The 15692-nt window shown below is 33.3% G+C and carries 13 protein-coding genes; 8 read left to right on the top strand and 5 right to left on the bottom strand.

What is annotated here, in order from left to right; translation table 11 throughout:
- Nucleotides 1–162 precede the first annotated feature (162 nt).
- Entirely contained in the window at nucleotides 163–459 is a 297-nt protein-coding gene (locus BM088_RS25500; RefSeq protein WP_091991568.1) for a hypothetical protein, read from the bottom strand.
- Nucleotides 460–745: 286 nt separating this feature from the next.
- Here BM088_RS25500 and BM088_RS25495 point away from each other — a divergent pair, with 286 nt between their 5' ends.
- The 3 genes from BM088_RS25495 to BM088_RS25485 all read left to right on the top strand — a co-directional run bounded on the left by BM088_RS25495 (nucleotide 746) and on the right by BM088_RS25485 (nucleotide 7617).
- On the top strand, nucleotides 746–4774 hold the full coding sequence (locus tag BM088_RS25495; protein ID WP_091991566.1) for a hybrid sensor histidine kinase/response regulator transcription factor: 4029 nt from the start codon (nucleotides 746–748) through the stop codon (nucleotides 4772–4774).
- Nucleotides 4775–5036: 262 nt separating this feature from the next.
- Nucleotides 5037–6185, top strand: a complete 1149-nt coding sequence (locus BM088_RS25490; RefSeq protein WP_091991564.1) for a CsgG/HfaB family protein — start codon at nucleotides 5037–5039, stop codon at nucleotides 6183–6185.
- Nucleotides 6186–6546: 361 nt separating this feature from the next.
- Entirely contained in the window at nucleotides 6547–7617 is a 1071-nt protein-coding gene (locus BM088_RS25485; protein ID WP_245763921.1) for a GGDEF domain-containing protein, read from the top strand.
- A 126-nt stretch (nucleotides 7618–7743) separates the two neighbouring features.
- Here BM088_RS25485 and BM088_RS27470 read toward each other — a convergent pair whose 3' ends face one another.
- On the bottom strand, nucleotides 7744–7902 hold the full coding sequence (locus BM088_RS27470; RefSeq protein WP_177208181.1) for a hypothetical protein: 159 nt from the start codon (nucleotides 7900–7902) through the stop codon (nucleotides 7744–7746).
- Between the two features lie 457 nt (nucleotides 7903–8359).
- Between BM088_RS27470 and BM088_RS25480 the strand changes: the two genes are divergently transcribed.
- Both BM088_RS25480 and BM088_RS25475 read left to right on the top strand, forming a co-directional pair.
- On the top strand, nucleotides 8360–8767 hold the full coding sequence (locus BM088_RS25480; protein ID WP_091991562.1) for a hypothetical protein: 408 nt from the start codon (nucleotides 8360–8362) through the stop codon (nucleotides 8765–8767).
- Nucleotides 8768–8887: 120 nt separating this feature from the next.
- Nucleotides 8888–9856: a hypothetical protein gene (locus BM088_RS25475; RefSeq protein WP_091991560.1), complete on the top strand. Its 969-nt coding sequence runs from the start codon at nucleotides 8888–8890 to the stop codon at nucleotides 9854–9856.
- Nucleotides 9857–10093: 237 nt separating this feature from the next.
- Here the strand turns inward: BM088_RS25475 and BM088_RS25470 are convergent, their stop codons facing one another.
- Both BM088_RS25470 and BM088_RS25465 read right to left on the bottom strand, forming a co-directional pair.
- Nucleotides 10094–10774: a helix-turn-helix transcriptional regulator gene (locus BM088_RS25470; RefSeq protein ID WP_091991558.1), complete on the bottom strand. Its 681-nt coding sequence runs from the start codon at nucleotides 10772–10774 to the stop codon at nucleotides 10094–10096.
- Nucleotides 10775–11114: 340 nt separating this feature from the next.
- Nucleotides 11115–11444 (bottom strand): hypothetical protein, encoded by a 330-nt coding sequence (locus tag BM088_RS25465; RefSeq protein WP_091991556.1) that lies wholly within the window; start codon nucleotides 11442–11444, stop codon nucleotides 11115–11117.
- Between the two features lie 421 nt (nucleotides 11445–11865).
- On the opposite strand from BM088_RS25465, the gene BM088_RS25460 reads away from it, so the two are divergent.
- The 3 genes from BM088_RS25460 to BM088_RS25450 all read left to right on the top strand — a co-directional run bounded on the left by BM088_RS25460 (nucleotide 11866) and on the right by BM088_RS25450 (nucleotide 14723).
- The gene (locus tag BM088_RS25460) at nucleotides 11866–13254 is read left to right on the top strand and encodes a hypothetical protein (protein ID WP_091991554.1); all 1389 of its coding nucleotides are present in this window, start codon (nucleotides 11866–11868) and stop codon (nucleotides 13252–13254) included.
- 802 nt (nucleotides 13255–14056) lie between these two features.
- Complete coding sequence (locus BM088_RS25455; protein ID WP_091991552.1) at nucleotides 14057–14251, top strand: hypothetical protein; 195 nt, start codon at nucleotides 14057–14059, stop codon at nucleotides 14249–14251.
- Nucleotides 14252–14327: 76 nt separating this feature from the next.
- The gene (locus BM088_RS25450) at nucleotides 14328–14723 is read left to right on the top strand and encodes a LexA family protein (protein WP_091991550.1); all 396 of its coding nucleotides are present in this window, start codon (nucleotides 14328–14330) and stop codon (nucleotides 14721–14723) included.
- On the opposite strand, the gene BM088_RS25445 is transcribed toward BM088_RS25450, so the two are convergent.
- Complete coding sequence (locus tag BM088_RS25445; protein ID WP_091991548.1) at nucleotides 14706–15551, bottom strand: pentapeptide repeat-containing protein; 846 nt, start codon at nucleotides 15549–15551, stop codon at nucleotides 14706–14708. The genes BM088_RS25450 and BM088_RS25445 overlap by 18 nt on opposite strands.
- Between the last annotated feature and the right edge of the window lie 141 nt (nucleotides 15552–15692).

The raw sequence follows: 15692 nt of genomic DNA, 5'->3' as shown, positions 1-15692 counted from the left end.
ATCGCAAAAAATTTCAATTAGTTTATTCATCTGCCCACCGTTATGCTTTCAAATCGTTCTTGGTCGAAAGATCTGATCGCTAGGTGGGTAATAAGTTCACTTCTTATCCAGAATTCAGGTTAATTAGCTCTTTTGAATTAAAGCTGCTGTTTTGCTTCGCTTTTAAAGCGAAGCATCTTTTTCTGCAGTATCCTTTATTTTATGTTTTAAAGACTTTGTAACCGAGCAGTTAAATAGTTTAGTGCCAGTTGCTGTGAGTTGGAAACAGCTTTGATTATTACAAAAGATTAAATCTTGATTTTGTAAAATGCTTAAAACATCTTTACTTTCATCAGTTTCCTTCTTATTTTCACCTTCACAAATAAGTGCAGAAGCACCTAAAAATGTTGGAAAATTTTGTGCGAGTTTGTTAAGAATAGGTAGAGCGAGTTCTTCAAAATTATTAAGATTTATATCCATTCGAAATTTTTCCTTCTTCGATTTGTGTTTTTTATTTAATAACGCAAACAGTAACAGGGAGTTTAATAAAATTCAATTAATACAAAGAGAAAGGAGCTGTAATTTAGAACAAAGTTTAAGTGAAAATGATGATGTTATTGAGTCGTTTTGAAAATGTTAAAGTTTCATTAAATGCACAAAAAATTTGTGAGACTCAGTTGAGCTGAAAAAATAGAGCTTAACATTGATTTAAAAGCAGTTTAATATCAAATGTCTTGTGATTTCCCAATAACAAAACAAGGTCATTATGTCTCGCGTGATCAGTTCATTGGCTTTGTGCCTATTAATTGCTTTATTTCTTAAATTACCTGTATATGGCGCTTCTTTATATCTTGATACCTTTACAAGTGAGCAAGGTCTAACTCAAAACTCAATAAATTGCAGCATCGTTGACTCGCGAGGCTTTCATTGGTTTGCTACACAAAGTGGCTTGAATCGCTTTGATGGTTATCACTTTAAAAAATATAAGTCTAATATAGATAAAACGGGTATTTCTGGTAATTGGGTTACAGACTGTTTAGCGGGTAAAAAAAATCATATTTGGTTTTCAACCGCCAGTAATGGTTTAAATTTATTAAATACTCAAAATGGCAAATTTCAAGCATTCAATCAGAAAACTAACCCTGTGATTGCAAATAACCAAATTTGGTCGATGGCAAAAGATAAACAAGAAAATATTTGGCTTGGCCATGAGCAAGGAAAATTAACACGTTTAAATAAGAACAAGCATGAATCTGAAGTATTTTCTCTTAAGTTAAGCAATAACAAGCAAGCGCTATTTAGAGATATTATTATTGATAAAAATGGCTATATTTGGCTTGCATCAAATGAAGGGTTATTTGGCTTTGATCCAAAAACACATACTTTTACAGCTTACTCTAATAGTCCTAAAAATTTATGGCGATTAGCATTTAATTCTGAAAATCAGTTAATGTTAGCTAGTAAGAAAGGGCTAAGTATTTTTGATTTTAACAATAATAAGTTTACACATGTTAAACAGTTTAATGATATTTGGATAACAGATATCTTAATTAATTCTGATAAGTCTTTTTGGTTAACTAGTTATGGTCAAGGTTTGTTTTATAAACCTGCAGATCAAAGTTTACACCAGAAATTTGTTCAACATAAGCAAAGACTTCAAGATAAAAATGGCTTAGAAAATGACTATTTATTATCTCTTTACCGCGATGCTCAAGGTATTTTATGGATTGGCACAGATGGATATGGTTTGCACCGTTTTGATGATAGGCAACGCCAATTTGGTCATCAAAAACATCAAAGTGATGAACCAACTAGTTTAAGTCATGATTTTGTGCGTGCTATTTTAAAAGATGCTAACGGTAATTTATGGGTCGGCACACGAAATGGTTTGAACAAACAAAGCCAGCAAGGTTTTACACGGTATATTCATCAAGAAGGCAATAACAATAGTTTAAGTAATAATAATATATTTTCGCTTCATGAAGATAAAAAAGGCCGGATTTGGATAGGCACATATGGTGGTGGTTTATTACGTTATGAGCCACAATCAGATAGTTTTGTAGCCTACACAATACAGAGCCATCAACTAAGTAGTAATAGAGTATATGTGATTACGAGTGACTCTTTAGGTAACCTTTGGTTGGGAGGGGATCAAGGTTTATCTCGTTTTAACCCGGATAGTGGTCACATTAAACATTATCAAAATGATGATGCTAAACACAATACACTTTCTAATAATACAGTTTTTTCATTAGCATATGATTCTGTTGATAAAGCTTTATGGGTTGGTACACGAAAAGGTTTAAATAAATTAGCACTTGAAACTCAAAAATTTAGTTATTATCAACAAACTCAAAGTGACAAAAAAACATTAAGCCATAACATGGTCACTTCACTTCATCTTGAACAACCAAATACAGTATGGATTGGAACTTTTCAGGGGTTGAATAAACTGAATAAAAATAATGATGAAATAAAGCATGTTTTTGAACAAGACAGTTTATTAAATCAAAATATCTTTGCCATAAAAAATGAGAAAAATACGCACCTTTGGCTTGCAACCAATCAAGGCTTGATCCGTTATCAACCAAGTTCAAAGCAAATTCAACACTTTTCTCCTGCTGATGGCATTCAAGATCATTCGTTTGTTTTAGGCGCTGCTTATCAAGGGAAAGATGGAGAGTTATTCTTTGGTGGGATCAAAGGATTTAATCGATTTTATCCCGATAAATTAAACTTAACAGCTCAGGCGCCAGATCCTGTGATCACGGAATTATTGCTCTTTAATAAGCCTGTAAATGTTGCACTTGAGCCATCAATTCTCACAAAGGGCAGTGACGTTACAACAGTCAGCTATGCTCAAAAATTACAGTTTAATGAGAGTCATGGCGTTATTGGTTTTCAATTTTCAGCACTGAATAGTGCTGCGCCTCCAGCCCATTATCAATATGCTTACAAACTGCAAGGGCTTGATAAACAATGGCTATATACACAGGCAGCACACCGGCAAGTGAACTATTCACAATTGCCAGCAGGAGATTACCAATTATTGCTTAAAACCGCAGATCATTATGGTCACTGGAGTCCAAGTGAATCACTGGTCCATTTTAGTGTTATACCACCATGGTGGAAAAGTACTTGGGCTTACAGTGTTTATTTTTTACTTTTTGCAGCTGTGATATGGCTCATTATAATGTCGCGCTATCAAATTAAATTGGCTGAACAAGCAAGTAAAAAACACAAAGAACTAAACAAACTTAAATCTCAGTTCTTGGATAATATGAGTCACGAGTTAAAAACCCCGCTTAGCCTTATCATAGCGCCACTTGAAGATTTATTTAATAGGCATAAAGATACTCAGTCACAACAAGCACTGGCTATTATTCAGCGTAACAGTAAACAGTTGTTAATGTTTATTGAACAACTATTACAGCTGAGTCAAAGACCAAGTAATGTGGTGAGCCTAGTATCACCATATCATTTCAACCCTATTTTAAAACAACATGCAAATGACTTTATAACACTCTTCAAACAAAAAAATATTACGTTTATTTTTAAAGATGAATGTAATTCAAAGTGTTATCTTAATCTAGAACATACTCATCTGACTTCAATTATCAATAATTTATTAAGCAATGCCCTAAAATATACAGATAATGGCGGTACAGTTACATTAGCACTAAATAGTGATGAAATATCAGTTACTATCTGCATTACTGATACTGGTATTGGCATTGCAAAAACACAACAAAAAAATATTTTTGAACGATTCACTCGCCTAGATCATAAAACACAAAGCGGCAGTGGTATAGGGCTTGCGTTAGTTAAACAGCTTGTAGAGCAATACGGTGGCAGTATAAATGTAAGTAGTGAAATAAACTTTGGAAGTTGTTTTAGTCTTACATTACCAACAGCTAATTTTACAGATAAAAGTGAAAAAAATGTTCCTTCATTAATATCAAAAATACCCAGTCGTAATTCTTTACAAAGTAGTGATCAAAAAACAATACTGATAGTTGAAGATAATAATGACATGCGTATCTTACTATTATCACTTTTTAGTGAACAGTACCTTTGTATCAGTTGTGAAGATGGCGAACAAGGGTTAGCCATGTGTCATAGCTACGTGCCAGATGTGATTATTAGTGATGTCATGATGCCTAAGATGGATGGTTACCAATTGCTTAATGCTGTGCGTGCAGACATTGCGATTAATCATATTCCAGTTTTATTGTTATCTGCTAAAGCGGATACCCAAAGTAAAATTAAAGGGCTTGATTTACTCGCTGATGATTACTTAAGTAAACCATTTGAACCATCTTTATTGATAAGTCGAGTTAATGCTTTATTGTCGGTGAGAGATATTTTAAATCAACATTTACGCCAACAATTGCAACAAGGTACTACTAAATTAAATATTGATGACAATATGGTACAAAGTAAAGATTATCATTTTACCCAACGTTTAAAGGCTGTTATTGATGAGCATTATCAATCTGAACTATTCACCGTTGAAGCGTTTGCGAAATCATTACACTTAAGTCCAAGAGCATTACAGCTAAAAATGAAAGCGCTTTTTGAGTTAACACCCAGTGATTACATTAGAAATACGCGCCTTGTTTATGCAAAAGAATTATTAATATCGAGTGAATTCTCCATTGGCTTAATCGCTGAGCAAGTTGGGTTTAGTTCACAAAGTTATTTTGCCCGTTGTTTTAAATCTATGTATGGTCAATCACCTAAACAATTTCGTGATCAACAACATAAAAAGCAAGTCGAAAACTCTGCTATTTAAAACACATGATTTACCATACTAATTCATTAACTAGCGTGAATGCTTTTGTTTTTAAAACAATAAATTCGCATGAGTATGCAAAGTATTCGTTTAAGTACTATTTTTAAATGCATGATTTATATAAATTAATCTTAAATTAAAAAGAACAGTTCTTAAGTAAATTGTCACGTCAGTATTAAATATCACCATCAATTCTAATGGTAAATTTAATGATAGATAAACATTACTAAAGATTTGAATACAAAAATTTATAGGAAATCATATGTTGGTTAATACACTAAAATTGCTCATTAGCGCATTTGTGGTTACAAGTCTTTTTGCATGCCAAAGTACTTCAACAAAAGTCACTTCAAATAAAGAAGCTGAAAATATAAATGAAGTGGCGAAACAAAGCTACAATGGTCCAAAAGCACGTATTGCAGTGGCGCGATTTACCGATAAATCCCATGATGCTAAATGGTGGCGAAAAGAAATTGGTGAAGGCATGGCTGATCAACTCACAACCGCTTTAGTTGGCACAAATCGTTTTATTGTTTTAGAGCGACAAGCATTAGATGCTGTTTTATCAGAGCAAGATTTAGCGGTGTCCGGTCGAGTAAATGCAACATCTGGTGCGGCTTATGGAGAGATTGAAGGCGCTGAAATGGTTGTTGTTGCAGCGGTTACAGAATTTGATGATGATAATTCAGGTGCTAGTGTGGGCGGAAGTGGTTTCTTAGGTGATGTATTTAGTTCAGTTTCGGCTGGATTTTCAGGCTCTCATATTGCAATTGATTTACGTTTGATTGATACACGTACATCGCGTATTTTAGCTGCAACAAGTGTCGAAGGCGGCAGCAAAGACTTTGACTTTAGCAGTGCGGCAACAAACTTTGGTGGTGCACTTGTTGGCGGTAATATAAGTGGTTGGGCAAATACACCAAAAGAGCAAGCACTACGTGAAGTGATCATTAAAGCGGTTGCATATTTAGAATCAAAAGTACCAGCAACGTATTACCGTTATAATACTGATAATACCTTAGCTGCGGGGCATAGCGCACCGCCAGCTTTGAAACCAAAAGGTAATACGCAAATACGCACAAAAGAATCAACTAAAACAATAGCCGGTGTAAAGGTTCCTGATCATCGCATGCCTTTATATGAAAAAATGGATTTGGCTATGTCTCGAATGAACTTAGTGTGTTTAGGGTATTTAAAGAGCAAACCTCATTACGAAGATTTTGAAGCCGAAGATGTGATATATGATCAAGATACTGTCATCGCATTACGTGAATACCAACAAGAGAATAAACTTTCTATTTCTGGTCTTGCTGATGCTACAACTAAAAAGGCGTTAGATGATTCGCAGTGTATTGCAAAAACAAATCGTTCTGGTCTTGAAAGCTTAGGTAATTTATTTAAAATAAATTAAGTGTGACTAAAGGCTTTATTCCTATATCGTTAATTTAACACATTAATTTAGGTATAAATTATTACGTATTATGGCGCTGAGCTGCGCCATGGTTCATTTTCAGTTATGCTGACATTTGAATTATTCAGTATTAACTTCGACTCAATGTTTATTAAAAGCATGATAAAAAATACAGATTAAAACCTACATAAATTTTATTGTAGCGTATTGATTTATTTTAAATAAGTATTCTTCTGTGCGGAATATTAGTAAACGAGTTAAGAATATCTAGTAACACGCGTTATAGGGTCTTATACTGTAGTAATAGAGGTGTTAAACTACTAGATTAATTAACGAGTATATTTAATATAAGGCTCTATTTTTGCAGGAACAACGAGAAGAAAATGATAGCTGTAAAGAGATGCCACATCAACCACATGTGGTTTCATTGTTTGCACTAGTGGGCATGTCAATTTGTGCCGTTATGGCTGTTACTGCACTATTTAATAATAATGTCTTTTTAACTTCTTCGTTGTTTTTTGCCAGTTTTATCTATTTTGTGGCTTATTTTGTTTACAAAAAATATGATAATGTTCAGTTAAGTTCTGCAATTGTTCTTTATTCACTATATTTGCTCATGTTTTACTTGGTTTATACTGGCGGAGTCGAACAGACAGGCCCTTTGTGGGTTTATGTCGTCGCACCTGTTTCTGTATTTATCCATGGTTTAAAACGTGGTTTGATTGATATTGCGGTGTTTATTTTTATCATTAGTCTGATAATGTTTATTCCAACTGATATTGTGTTTCATACTACATACAGTACCGAGTTTAAGCTAAGGCTAATATTTTCTTTTTCAACAGTGACCTTTCTGTCTGCTTTATATGAGTATTCAAGAGAAAAGTCTTATAAGCATATGTTAGAGTTAAACTTTAAATATCAACAGCTTGCTCATATTGATCCTTTAACAAAGCTTTCTAATCGTCGTAATGCCCTTAATATATTACAACAAGAACAATCCCGAATTGAACGAAATAAAGAAGCGTTATCAATCATTCTGTGTGATGTAGATCATTTTAAACACATCAATGATAAATATGGTCATAGTGCAGGTGATGCTGTTTTAGTTGAGCTCTCACATTTATTTAATATCCAAATGAGAAAACAAGATTGTATTTCACGTTGGGGAGGAGAAGAGTTTTTGTTTATTTTACCGCAAACGAATGCTGAAAATGCGAATGTCATTGCAGAAAAAATTCTTTTGAAATTAAATAAATATGCTTTAAATTATAATGATGAGAAAATTAAAGTCACTGTAAGTATGGGTATTGCGCAATTTGATGGTAGTCAGAGTATTGATGCGGTAATTAATAATGCAGATAATCTTTTATATCAAGCCAAAAATTCAGGGCGAAATCAAATATTCCCAAAATTTGAAAACAATAAAACATAATATTTTTGCTTAAAATTATAATGTCTCATCTTCATTTTAAATTAATGTCACACTCAATTATTATTACAAGTAGGGTGTTTTAGATATAAAAAACCGTAATTAAACGGTTTTATTAACTTGATTAGCTTAAGGTACTTTACAATGTGGGCCATTGCCTGTTGGAAGTGCCCATTCATCACAACCTGTGGTGCCTGCACCTGCGATTAATGGCGTCATCTCTGCGGGTATTTTTTTATTGTCGTTAGATAAGTTTTTGATTTTCTTTTTATTTAATTTAAGCTTCATTTTGTTGTTCCTTTTTTAAATGAGACTAGATACTGGCATATTTAAAAACTTTTAACAGCAAATAATCATACTTATTTTGTACCTTAAATGTAACAAGATGTACCTGCAGAACTCTTTTTAAACTCACATTCATTTATTTGGCCATCTCATCGTTAAAAATGTAATCTGCTATTGTGTTATTTTCAATAAATATACTTATGAGGTAATACAAAGGGATTAACCATAGTCAATGGGCTAATTTTGATACAAACCCGATACAAATCGGATACAAACTGGTACAAGTTAAAATGTAAGTAAAAACAACCTATTAAGTCTTCTTTGGTGTTTGTCGAGTGCTAGGGCCATTTGGTGAGGCAAAAGTTTTTGTTACTATCATTAACGAATTATTTAAACCTCGCTCTATTGTTTAACTTAATACAATGGAATTTAATTATTTTATAAGTAAGGGTATTGTGCTATGTCTCATATCAGTCGTTTTATAAAACAAACTCCAAAAATGTTGTGTCTACTTTTAGCAAGTACTTTTACCCAAGCTGCTGAAGAGTCAGAAGTTGATATTAGCTTGGGCAATAGTCAGATAGAGTTTGCTTTAACATCTAATAACATTGCCAAAGTGCTTGTCGCTGGCCCCAATGATTTTCGTAGTCAGTCAAATTCCGCTCAAGTTCAATTTAATTCACCTTTAAAAGATGGTTTATATACCTATGAAGTAACCAATTATTACTTTAGCAATGAGGTAATAATTGCTGATGGTAGCAATGGTCGTGATAATCAGACGCAATCTGATACGCAAAGAACCAAAATAACGACAGGGCAATTTAGCATCATTAATGGCGCTTTAATTGATATGTATGAAACTGAATAAAGCCTAAGAATTAAATAAACAGCATTAAGATATTCAACAGGTAATTATGTAAAAACATAAATACTATCAGAACTGCTGTCTGAATAATCTGTAATAAGTTACCTATTAAATGGAAATACTATGCGAAAGACTATAACTCACAAATACACATTGGCTGCCAGCCTTGTTATTGCTTTAACGAGTACATCAGCTTCAGCGGCTAAAGCACCTAAAGTTTTCTCAGAAGATGTTGTTATTCAGGGGAGTATCTGTACTGGTTTTGATTGCGCCAAAGATGAAAAATTTGATTTTGATACTCTGAGGCTGAAAGAAAATAATATACGAATTCATTTTCAAGATACGAGTAGCTCTTCAAAATTTACAAGCAATGACTGGCGAATAATAATCAATGAATCAAAAAATGGTGGTGCTAACTTTTTTGCCATTGAAGACGCAACGGCTACCAAGATCCCCTTTAAAATTGAAGCAAAAGCTCCCGCCAATAGTTTAATTGTTAATGCGAATGGCAAAATGGGCTTTGGTACTGCGGTACCCGCGACTAAACTTCATGCTGTTTCGGGCAATAGCCCAGCTCTTAGGTTAGAGCAAGACGGTAGTTCTGGCTTTAGTGCGCAAAGTTGGGATATGGGTGCTAACGAAAAAAACTTTTTTATCAGAAATGCGAACAACAATGTACTCCCTTTTAGAATAGTGCCAAACTCTCCCCAAAATAGTATATTTATCAATTCGAATGGTGTTGGTATTGGTAATGAAAAACCGAGTGCGAAACTGCATGTCGCAGGAACTGCTGTTTTTACTTCGACTGTTGGATTAGGAACTGTCACCCCGGATGCAAAACTGCATGTTGCCCATACAAATGCGACAACTAAAGATGGTAATGTACATATTGAAGGAAATACGACAATTGGTGGGGTTTTGGCGACATCAAAATATACTAATGTAGATATAACTATTGCCGATTTATCAGCGCGTATAGCTGACCTTGAAAAGGTCAATAAAAGTTTAAAAACCTCTAATGAAGACTTAGAAAATAGACTATTGGACATGGAAATTATGCTGGAAGATATCGAAGATAGGCTTTCTTTATAATACTTATCTGAAGAGTTAATAACGATAAATAAATTTTTAAAAAGCTCACTTATTAATAAGTTACAATAACAAAAAGCTACCTTTTGTTTTATTTATTATTTTTGTGCTGTTTGTGATGAGAATGAGATCTTTTGTAATCGATGTTTGTTAGTCATTACATTTATTCAACAGTCTATTTAGTGAGATTTTTAAGTACTTTATGTAAGACTTGGGTTCATAGAGGTGTATGAATTAAGTTTATGGATTTGATACTAATGCGATGTAGTGGTCGATATTTTTATTGTCGTTTATTTCAAAGTGAATACTTGTACTCTCAATGTTAGTAATACGATCGATTCTAAATTCTCTATAACCTTGCCTTAATAAACAAAAAGCAATGACAGTCCATTTTCCGCCCCAATAAACTAGGCCTAATGGCTCAATTTCACGTTGGCTTTCATCATTTTTTGCATCGATATAATGAATGTTAAGAACAAGATGATTTTGCACTGCTTCGCGTACAATCGCTGATAAGTGACTATGGTTCTGATTAATATGAAAATCAGGTACTAAAAAAGGTAATGTATTGGTTTGTTGTAAGTGTTCAGGAATAATCGCTTCAATTTTTTCAATCGCGCTGGTGGCACTTTTGGCTAAGGTTTTATCACTCCAAGCTTTAACCATTTTACTGCCAAGCATGAGAGCCATCAGTTCATCAACTGAGAACATAAGTGGTGGTAATTCAAAATGGTTAGGCAATAAATAACCGATACCCGCTTCACCCTCGATTGGAACACCTGATACCATTAAAGCCTGAATATCACGATAAATAGTGCGCTCAGAAACTTCTAATATATCAGCCAGTTGTTTAGCTGTGATAGCCAATCGACGACCACGCAATAATGTAACTAACTGAAATAGTCTTTCTGCTTTATGCACTCACGCTCCTTATTAATATATTTAGTTAATTGTAAAACTTTTATTTTATATGGCGATTTCAAAATTAGCATAAACACTTTATGCCTCGAATCGTATGCAATAAGAGTTAAATTAAACAGTCTTTATTTCATAAAGCACAGTAATAAATCACCATAACAAAGTGTTTATCATATGGCGCATAGTAATGTAACGCATTGAATTTTTAAAGCTGATGATGCCATAAAAACGACTTTCATAATGACTAAACTGCACAAGCAAGGGCATATGTATAAAGCCCCAAGGTAGGACTTGTACGCCTTGCTTATTTACTTCGAAAATTTAATAACAGCAATTACTGAATTTATGATGCTGCAGTTTGCTCTTCACATTGAGTTTGGGCCAAGATATCTAAATGGTCCATTATGACGGACTCTTTATCAATGCAAATCATAAACTGTTTACAAAACTCAGAGTCAAAAAAAGCTTGTTGTGCAGTTTTTGCTTGCTCCATTGTTTGCCAATATACAATATCTGTATAAGTCCCATTGGTTGAGCTTTTACATAAAGAGCGATAAAGCATACCTGACTGCTGATACAAAAATTTCTCAAATTCATCATTTGAACTCATAAAATCTTGCTCTGTGATACCTTCATTTAGTTTAAATTGAACTATTTCAACAACCTGTGACATATTAATCTCCTTCATTTAAGTTAAAGCAAGTGTATCCTGAACTACTGACAATTAGTGTCAGGAGTGATTTTTTTATTTTAAATATTTATTATCAATAAGTTAGTCTCTATTGCAGGGTCAAATAACTAGTGAAAATAGCTAAAACACATCAATTGAAACAATTAGTTAAATCAAAATGTTGCAAGATTTTTGACTTTTTAATCTACTGTATATTGTGACGGTGTATTCAGGTTTGATAATTAAAAAAATTAAATAGGGGTAGGAGTTTGGATTAGAATATTTTATCACTTTCCTTAGCTGGACCCATATTTTTAATAACTCCTCTTTATCTAGTATTTCTTGGTATTTTTGCCTGAGTTAATAATTGCTTGTTGGCTTAATCTGTTCTTTCGCAAAGAATATATTTCGTAAGGAATAAAGTATGGATGATCAATCACAAGGTGACGATTCTCAGAAGTCACTAGAAACCCCTCAGAAAGCGGAACAAAAAATTAATAAGAAATCTCTTTGTTATAAACCGGACAGTAAAAGTTCGATTTTTAACCCCGATACTTTATGTGGAGTTGAATTAGATTTTACTAATGATCAATTAAAATATGGGATAAATCACAACACTTATAGGGATGACGGCGAAATTTGTCCAAACTCAGACAAATTGGTCCATTTGTATTTAGTAGATTGGATAGAAAAGATTAAGGGCGAATGTGAAAATAAAGACATGTATCTTGAAGTGGAGTTTTTACCTCATCAAGATGAAAGTAATCAATATAGAGGAGCCTTTTCTGAAAAACTATTATGTGAACAGTTAGAAAAAATCAAGATTTACCCAGAACCAAATACTGAATCTAAACAGGATAAGTTTTTTGGTATTAAAGATGAAATTAAAGAATTTATTGATGAAAAGACACTAGAACGGCAAGGAATTACAGGAAATATTACGAGAGAGAGTTTAAGTGATATTAATTGGGACATAAATAAGAACAGGTTTGGAAGGGTTCGTATTAAAATAGAAACAAATAGATATGAATGGTATTGGGATATCACACTAGATTCTGCATGTTTTGAAATTCAAACCCCACCTACACCATTTAAACAATATCTAAAAGATGGAAGTGCGCTTGAGTTAATCAATAGCACTATATTTAAATGCTCTAAAGATGCTAAGTTAGACAGTACAGATGGTGAGGGGGGCTTACAAATAAATATAGATTTTAATACAGGACTAAATAATGATTATGGTAATGTTTTAAAAGCTATTATTTCATGTGAAATGAAACGAGAAAGCTTTAAGGATGCAAAGCAAACTACAGGAAAAATAAACCTTGCGGTTAATCGTTCTATGCATGCTGCATATTTAAATGAAAAGCGTTTTATGTGGATAAATGATCCATATACGAAAGATATAGCGACGGAATTAAGTAAATTGCAATTGAATTTAGATGAAAATCAACAAAAATGTTGGGAGGAAGAGTTTTTTCCTCTATATGTGATGTTGATGAGAACTAAGCCCACAGAAGAACAGTGGAGGGTATATGCAAATAATCAGTTACCTAAAGAAAGTAAAGAGTCTCAGATTATGAGAGGCATGTCCTATAATGATTTTGTCAAAGAAGCTGATTGTAAAAATTATTTAACTTCAACTGGTTGTTATAATGATGAAATCGAAAGATTTCAGGCAGTTAATATTACTAATATTGGAAATATAAACCCCGAGACGAGAAGAATAGAGTTCAGAGATTTCTATTCATGTTATTGCGAAGAGGATTTTTTAAAGTGCTTTGAACATGTAAAAAGTATATTAGAAATGTAGGCTAATACAGATGACTTAAGATGTTGCAATTAAATATTAATTGCAACAGGAGAAACTTCAATCCATTCAATATCTGTATATCTGTATAGATGTTTGTTGCAGCTTGATTAGAGTGGGCCATTCTGTTTTTGGGGTTATGTCCTGAGATCATTAATTCTTGAGCGGCTATCCTTCGTATTTCGTGAAACGTTGGTCTAAATTTTTATCAAGATCAGCATATAAACCAAGATTATCACGCACCTTTGAAAATCCTTCGCTGATGTATGGGCTTGCTAATTGAAATTCATGATCGCAATGCCTTAGATTTTGAATGCTCGTGACCTTCTTCTTCTCACGACGTATCAAAAATAAGCAACCCAGTTAATGTAGATGTTACTCCACAAATTGGTGGTACTGGTCTTCCTGACAAACCAATTAGAAGCATAACTCCTATAGTAGAAGAAACCAAAGTTACTATTTCAGCTGAGGCAAAATCCTTAATTGATATAGAAATCACTCCACAAACTGGAGGTGGTACTGGTCTTCCTGACAAGCGAATAAGAGACTAAATAAACAAAGTGAAATGTGTTAAAAAGCCCGCTATGAAGTGGGCTTTTAAGTAAATGAATATGACTTAATTCCCTTATCCATAAACTAAACTATTCAGATATTGCAAGAATGCTCATAAGTTAATCTAAATCAATTTCTTAAGTTAATTCTTTAGTATTATGTTCTGTTTAGAATAGCTCTGGATGTTTAGGTTTGCTTGATAGAAGATTAATAAGTGACTACATTCAAAATTCAACGTAAAAGGATTTACATCATGAAAACTGAATGCCCACCTATAACTCTAGTTAAAACCTGGTTAACACTCACAACAAAAAATTACCCTATGGGTGTTCGTGCGCGAGCTACTAAAAATATAAATAAAGTATTTGGTAACATTTATGTAGCTGAAGCGTATGTAGAACAGTATGACGAAAGTGCACAGCCTGAGGTTTTTGACCCAGTGATATAAATATTTTTTCTTTTTGTACCCTGCAAAATGCTCAAACCCTCGTATGCTGTATAAATAAACAGTGCTTGAGGTTGTGATGAAGGTAGAGCAAATTTTCTCTAATGATGAAATTAACGGGGTTGAATATAAAAACCTAAGTAAGTCGCTACAGCAAATACTAATTGAAAACCCAAATGCTACTTTCTTAGGAAGTGCTAGTGGTAATTCAATGGAAGGTGTCGGCATTTATTCAGATGATATATTAGTAATAGATAGGGCGTTAGACTATAAGCAAAATGATGTGATCGTTGTTGATTTCAATGGTTCGTTTGCATGTAAAATAATTGATGTTAAGAATAAACAATTAATTTCAGCCTCAGAAGAATACCCACCTATAAAAATTACCCGACAAGATAAAATTCAAGTTGAAGGTGTAGTAACTAAATCAATAAGAATGCATAGAACGCCACCTGAGTTAAGTGACTTCAGTTGATTTGTTATAGCCAATATTATCTTTAAAGACAGTGCCTTTTGTTGTTGTATTGGTCATTTTAGTGTTTGTCAGATTTGCTCCTGTCAGATTTGCTCCTGTTAGCTTGGCTCTTGTGAGGTTTGCTTCGGTTAGATTTGTTCCTGTTAATTGAGCTCCGGTTAGATTGGCCCATGTGAGCTGAGCCTTTTCTAAATCTGTATTCTTTATACTTGAGAAAGCTAAATTGGCATGACTAAAGTCAGTATCATCGATGCTAACTTCATCTAAAAATGCTCCATTTAAGTTGGTGTTAAAAAATGAACAATTTGATATGTACGATCTATCAAAGGAACAGTGTGATAGGTTAGCATTGTCAAAATTTAAATCATTTAAATCAGAATTGTTAAAAAATGCTCCTGATAAATTTATTTCATGCATCTCTTCATTGATAAAAATATTTTTATTTGGTTTGCATCTAGTTACAACAGTCAGAGCAACTAAAAGGTCTTCATTTTTCGAAAAAGCACTCTTTGTTATGGCATGTAATCTTATATAAGAACACAAAACTTCCATAACTTGACTGTAGTAATCTCGATTATTAATAGCTATCTTTTCTAAAGAATAAATAGCCCCGATTCTTCTCTCTTTACTAGGAGTTTCATTTTCCATAGCCCCAAGTTGCTCAATGCTTTTAGTGAACATTTCAGATTTATGATTTGCTTCATTTGTTTTCACTTGTCGGCTTGCTATATAAGTTCGCCAAATTAAAAATGGAGAGCCTATGAAAGCAATTAATACTAAACCAATATTTCTAATTTCTAAGTGATATTTTGCTAAAAACTCGAGCATTAAATTCCCTTTAACTAATTAACCTGAATTCTGGATAAGAAGTGAACTAATTGCCCACCTAGCGATCAGATCTTTCGACCAAGAACGATTTGAAAGCATAACGGTGGGCAGATGAATAAACTAATTGAAATTTTTTGCGAT

The sequence above is a fragment of the Pseudoalteromonas denitrificans DSM 6059 genome (assembly GCF_900112265.1).
Taxonomy (GTDB): Bacteria; Pseudomonadota; Gammaproteobacteria; order Enterobacterales; family Alteromonadaceae; genus Pseudoalteromonas; species Pseudoalteromonas denitrificans.
This window is presented reverse-complemented; position numbering and strand designations above follow the sequence as displayed.

Excerpts from the sequence above, each read along its gene's own strand:
- BM088_RS25445 (WP_091991548.1), bottom strand. The coding sequence starts at position 15,551 with ATGCTCGAGTTTTTAGCAAAATATCACTTAGAAATTAGAAATATTGGT.
- BM088_RS25500 (WP_091991568.1), bottom strand. The coding sequence starts at position 459 with ATGGATATAAATCTTAATAATTTTGAAGAACTCGCTCTACCTATTCTT.
- BM088_RS27470 (WP_177208181.1), bottom strand. The coding sequence starts at position 7,902 with ATGAAGCTTAAATTAAATAAAAAGAAAATCAAAAACTTATCTAACGAC.
- BM088_RS25475 (WP_091991560.1), top strand. The coding sequence starts at position 8,888 with ATGCGAAAGACTATAACTCACAAATACACATTGGCTGCCAGCCTTGTT.
- BM088_RS25495 (WP_091991566.1), top strand. The coding sequence starts at position 746 with ATGTCTCGCGTGATCAGTTCATTGGCTTTGTGCCTATTAATTGCTTTA.
- BM088_RS25490 (WP_091991564.1), top strand. The coding sequence starts at position 5,037 with ATGTTGGTTAATACACTAAAATTGCTCATTAGCGCATTTGTGGTTACA.
- BM088_RS25460 (WP_091991554.1), top strand. The coding sequence starts at position 11,866 with ATGGATGATCAATCACAAGGTGACGATTCTCAGAAGTCACTAGAAACC.
- BM088_RS25465 (WP_091991556.1), bottom strand. The coding sequence starts at position 11,444 with ATGTCACAGGTTGTTGAAATAGTTCAATTTAAACTAAATGAAGGTATC.
- BM088_RS25480 (WP_091991562.1), top strand. The coding sequence starts at position 8,360 with ATGTCTCATATCAGTCGTTTTATAAAACAAACTCCAAAAATGTTGTGT.
- BM088_RS25455 (WP_091991552.1), top strand. The coding sequence starts at position 14,057 with ATGAAAACTGAATGCCCACCTATAACTCTAGTTAAAACCTGGTTAACA.
- BM088_RS25450 (WP_091991550.1), top strand. The coding sequence starts at position 14,328 with ATGAAGGTAGAGCAAATTTTCTCTAATGATGAAATTAACGGGGTTGAA.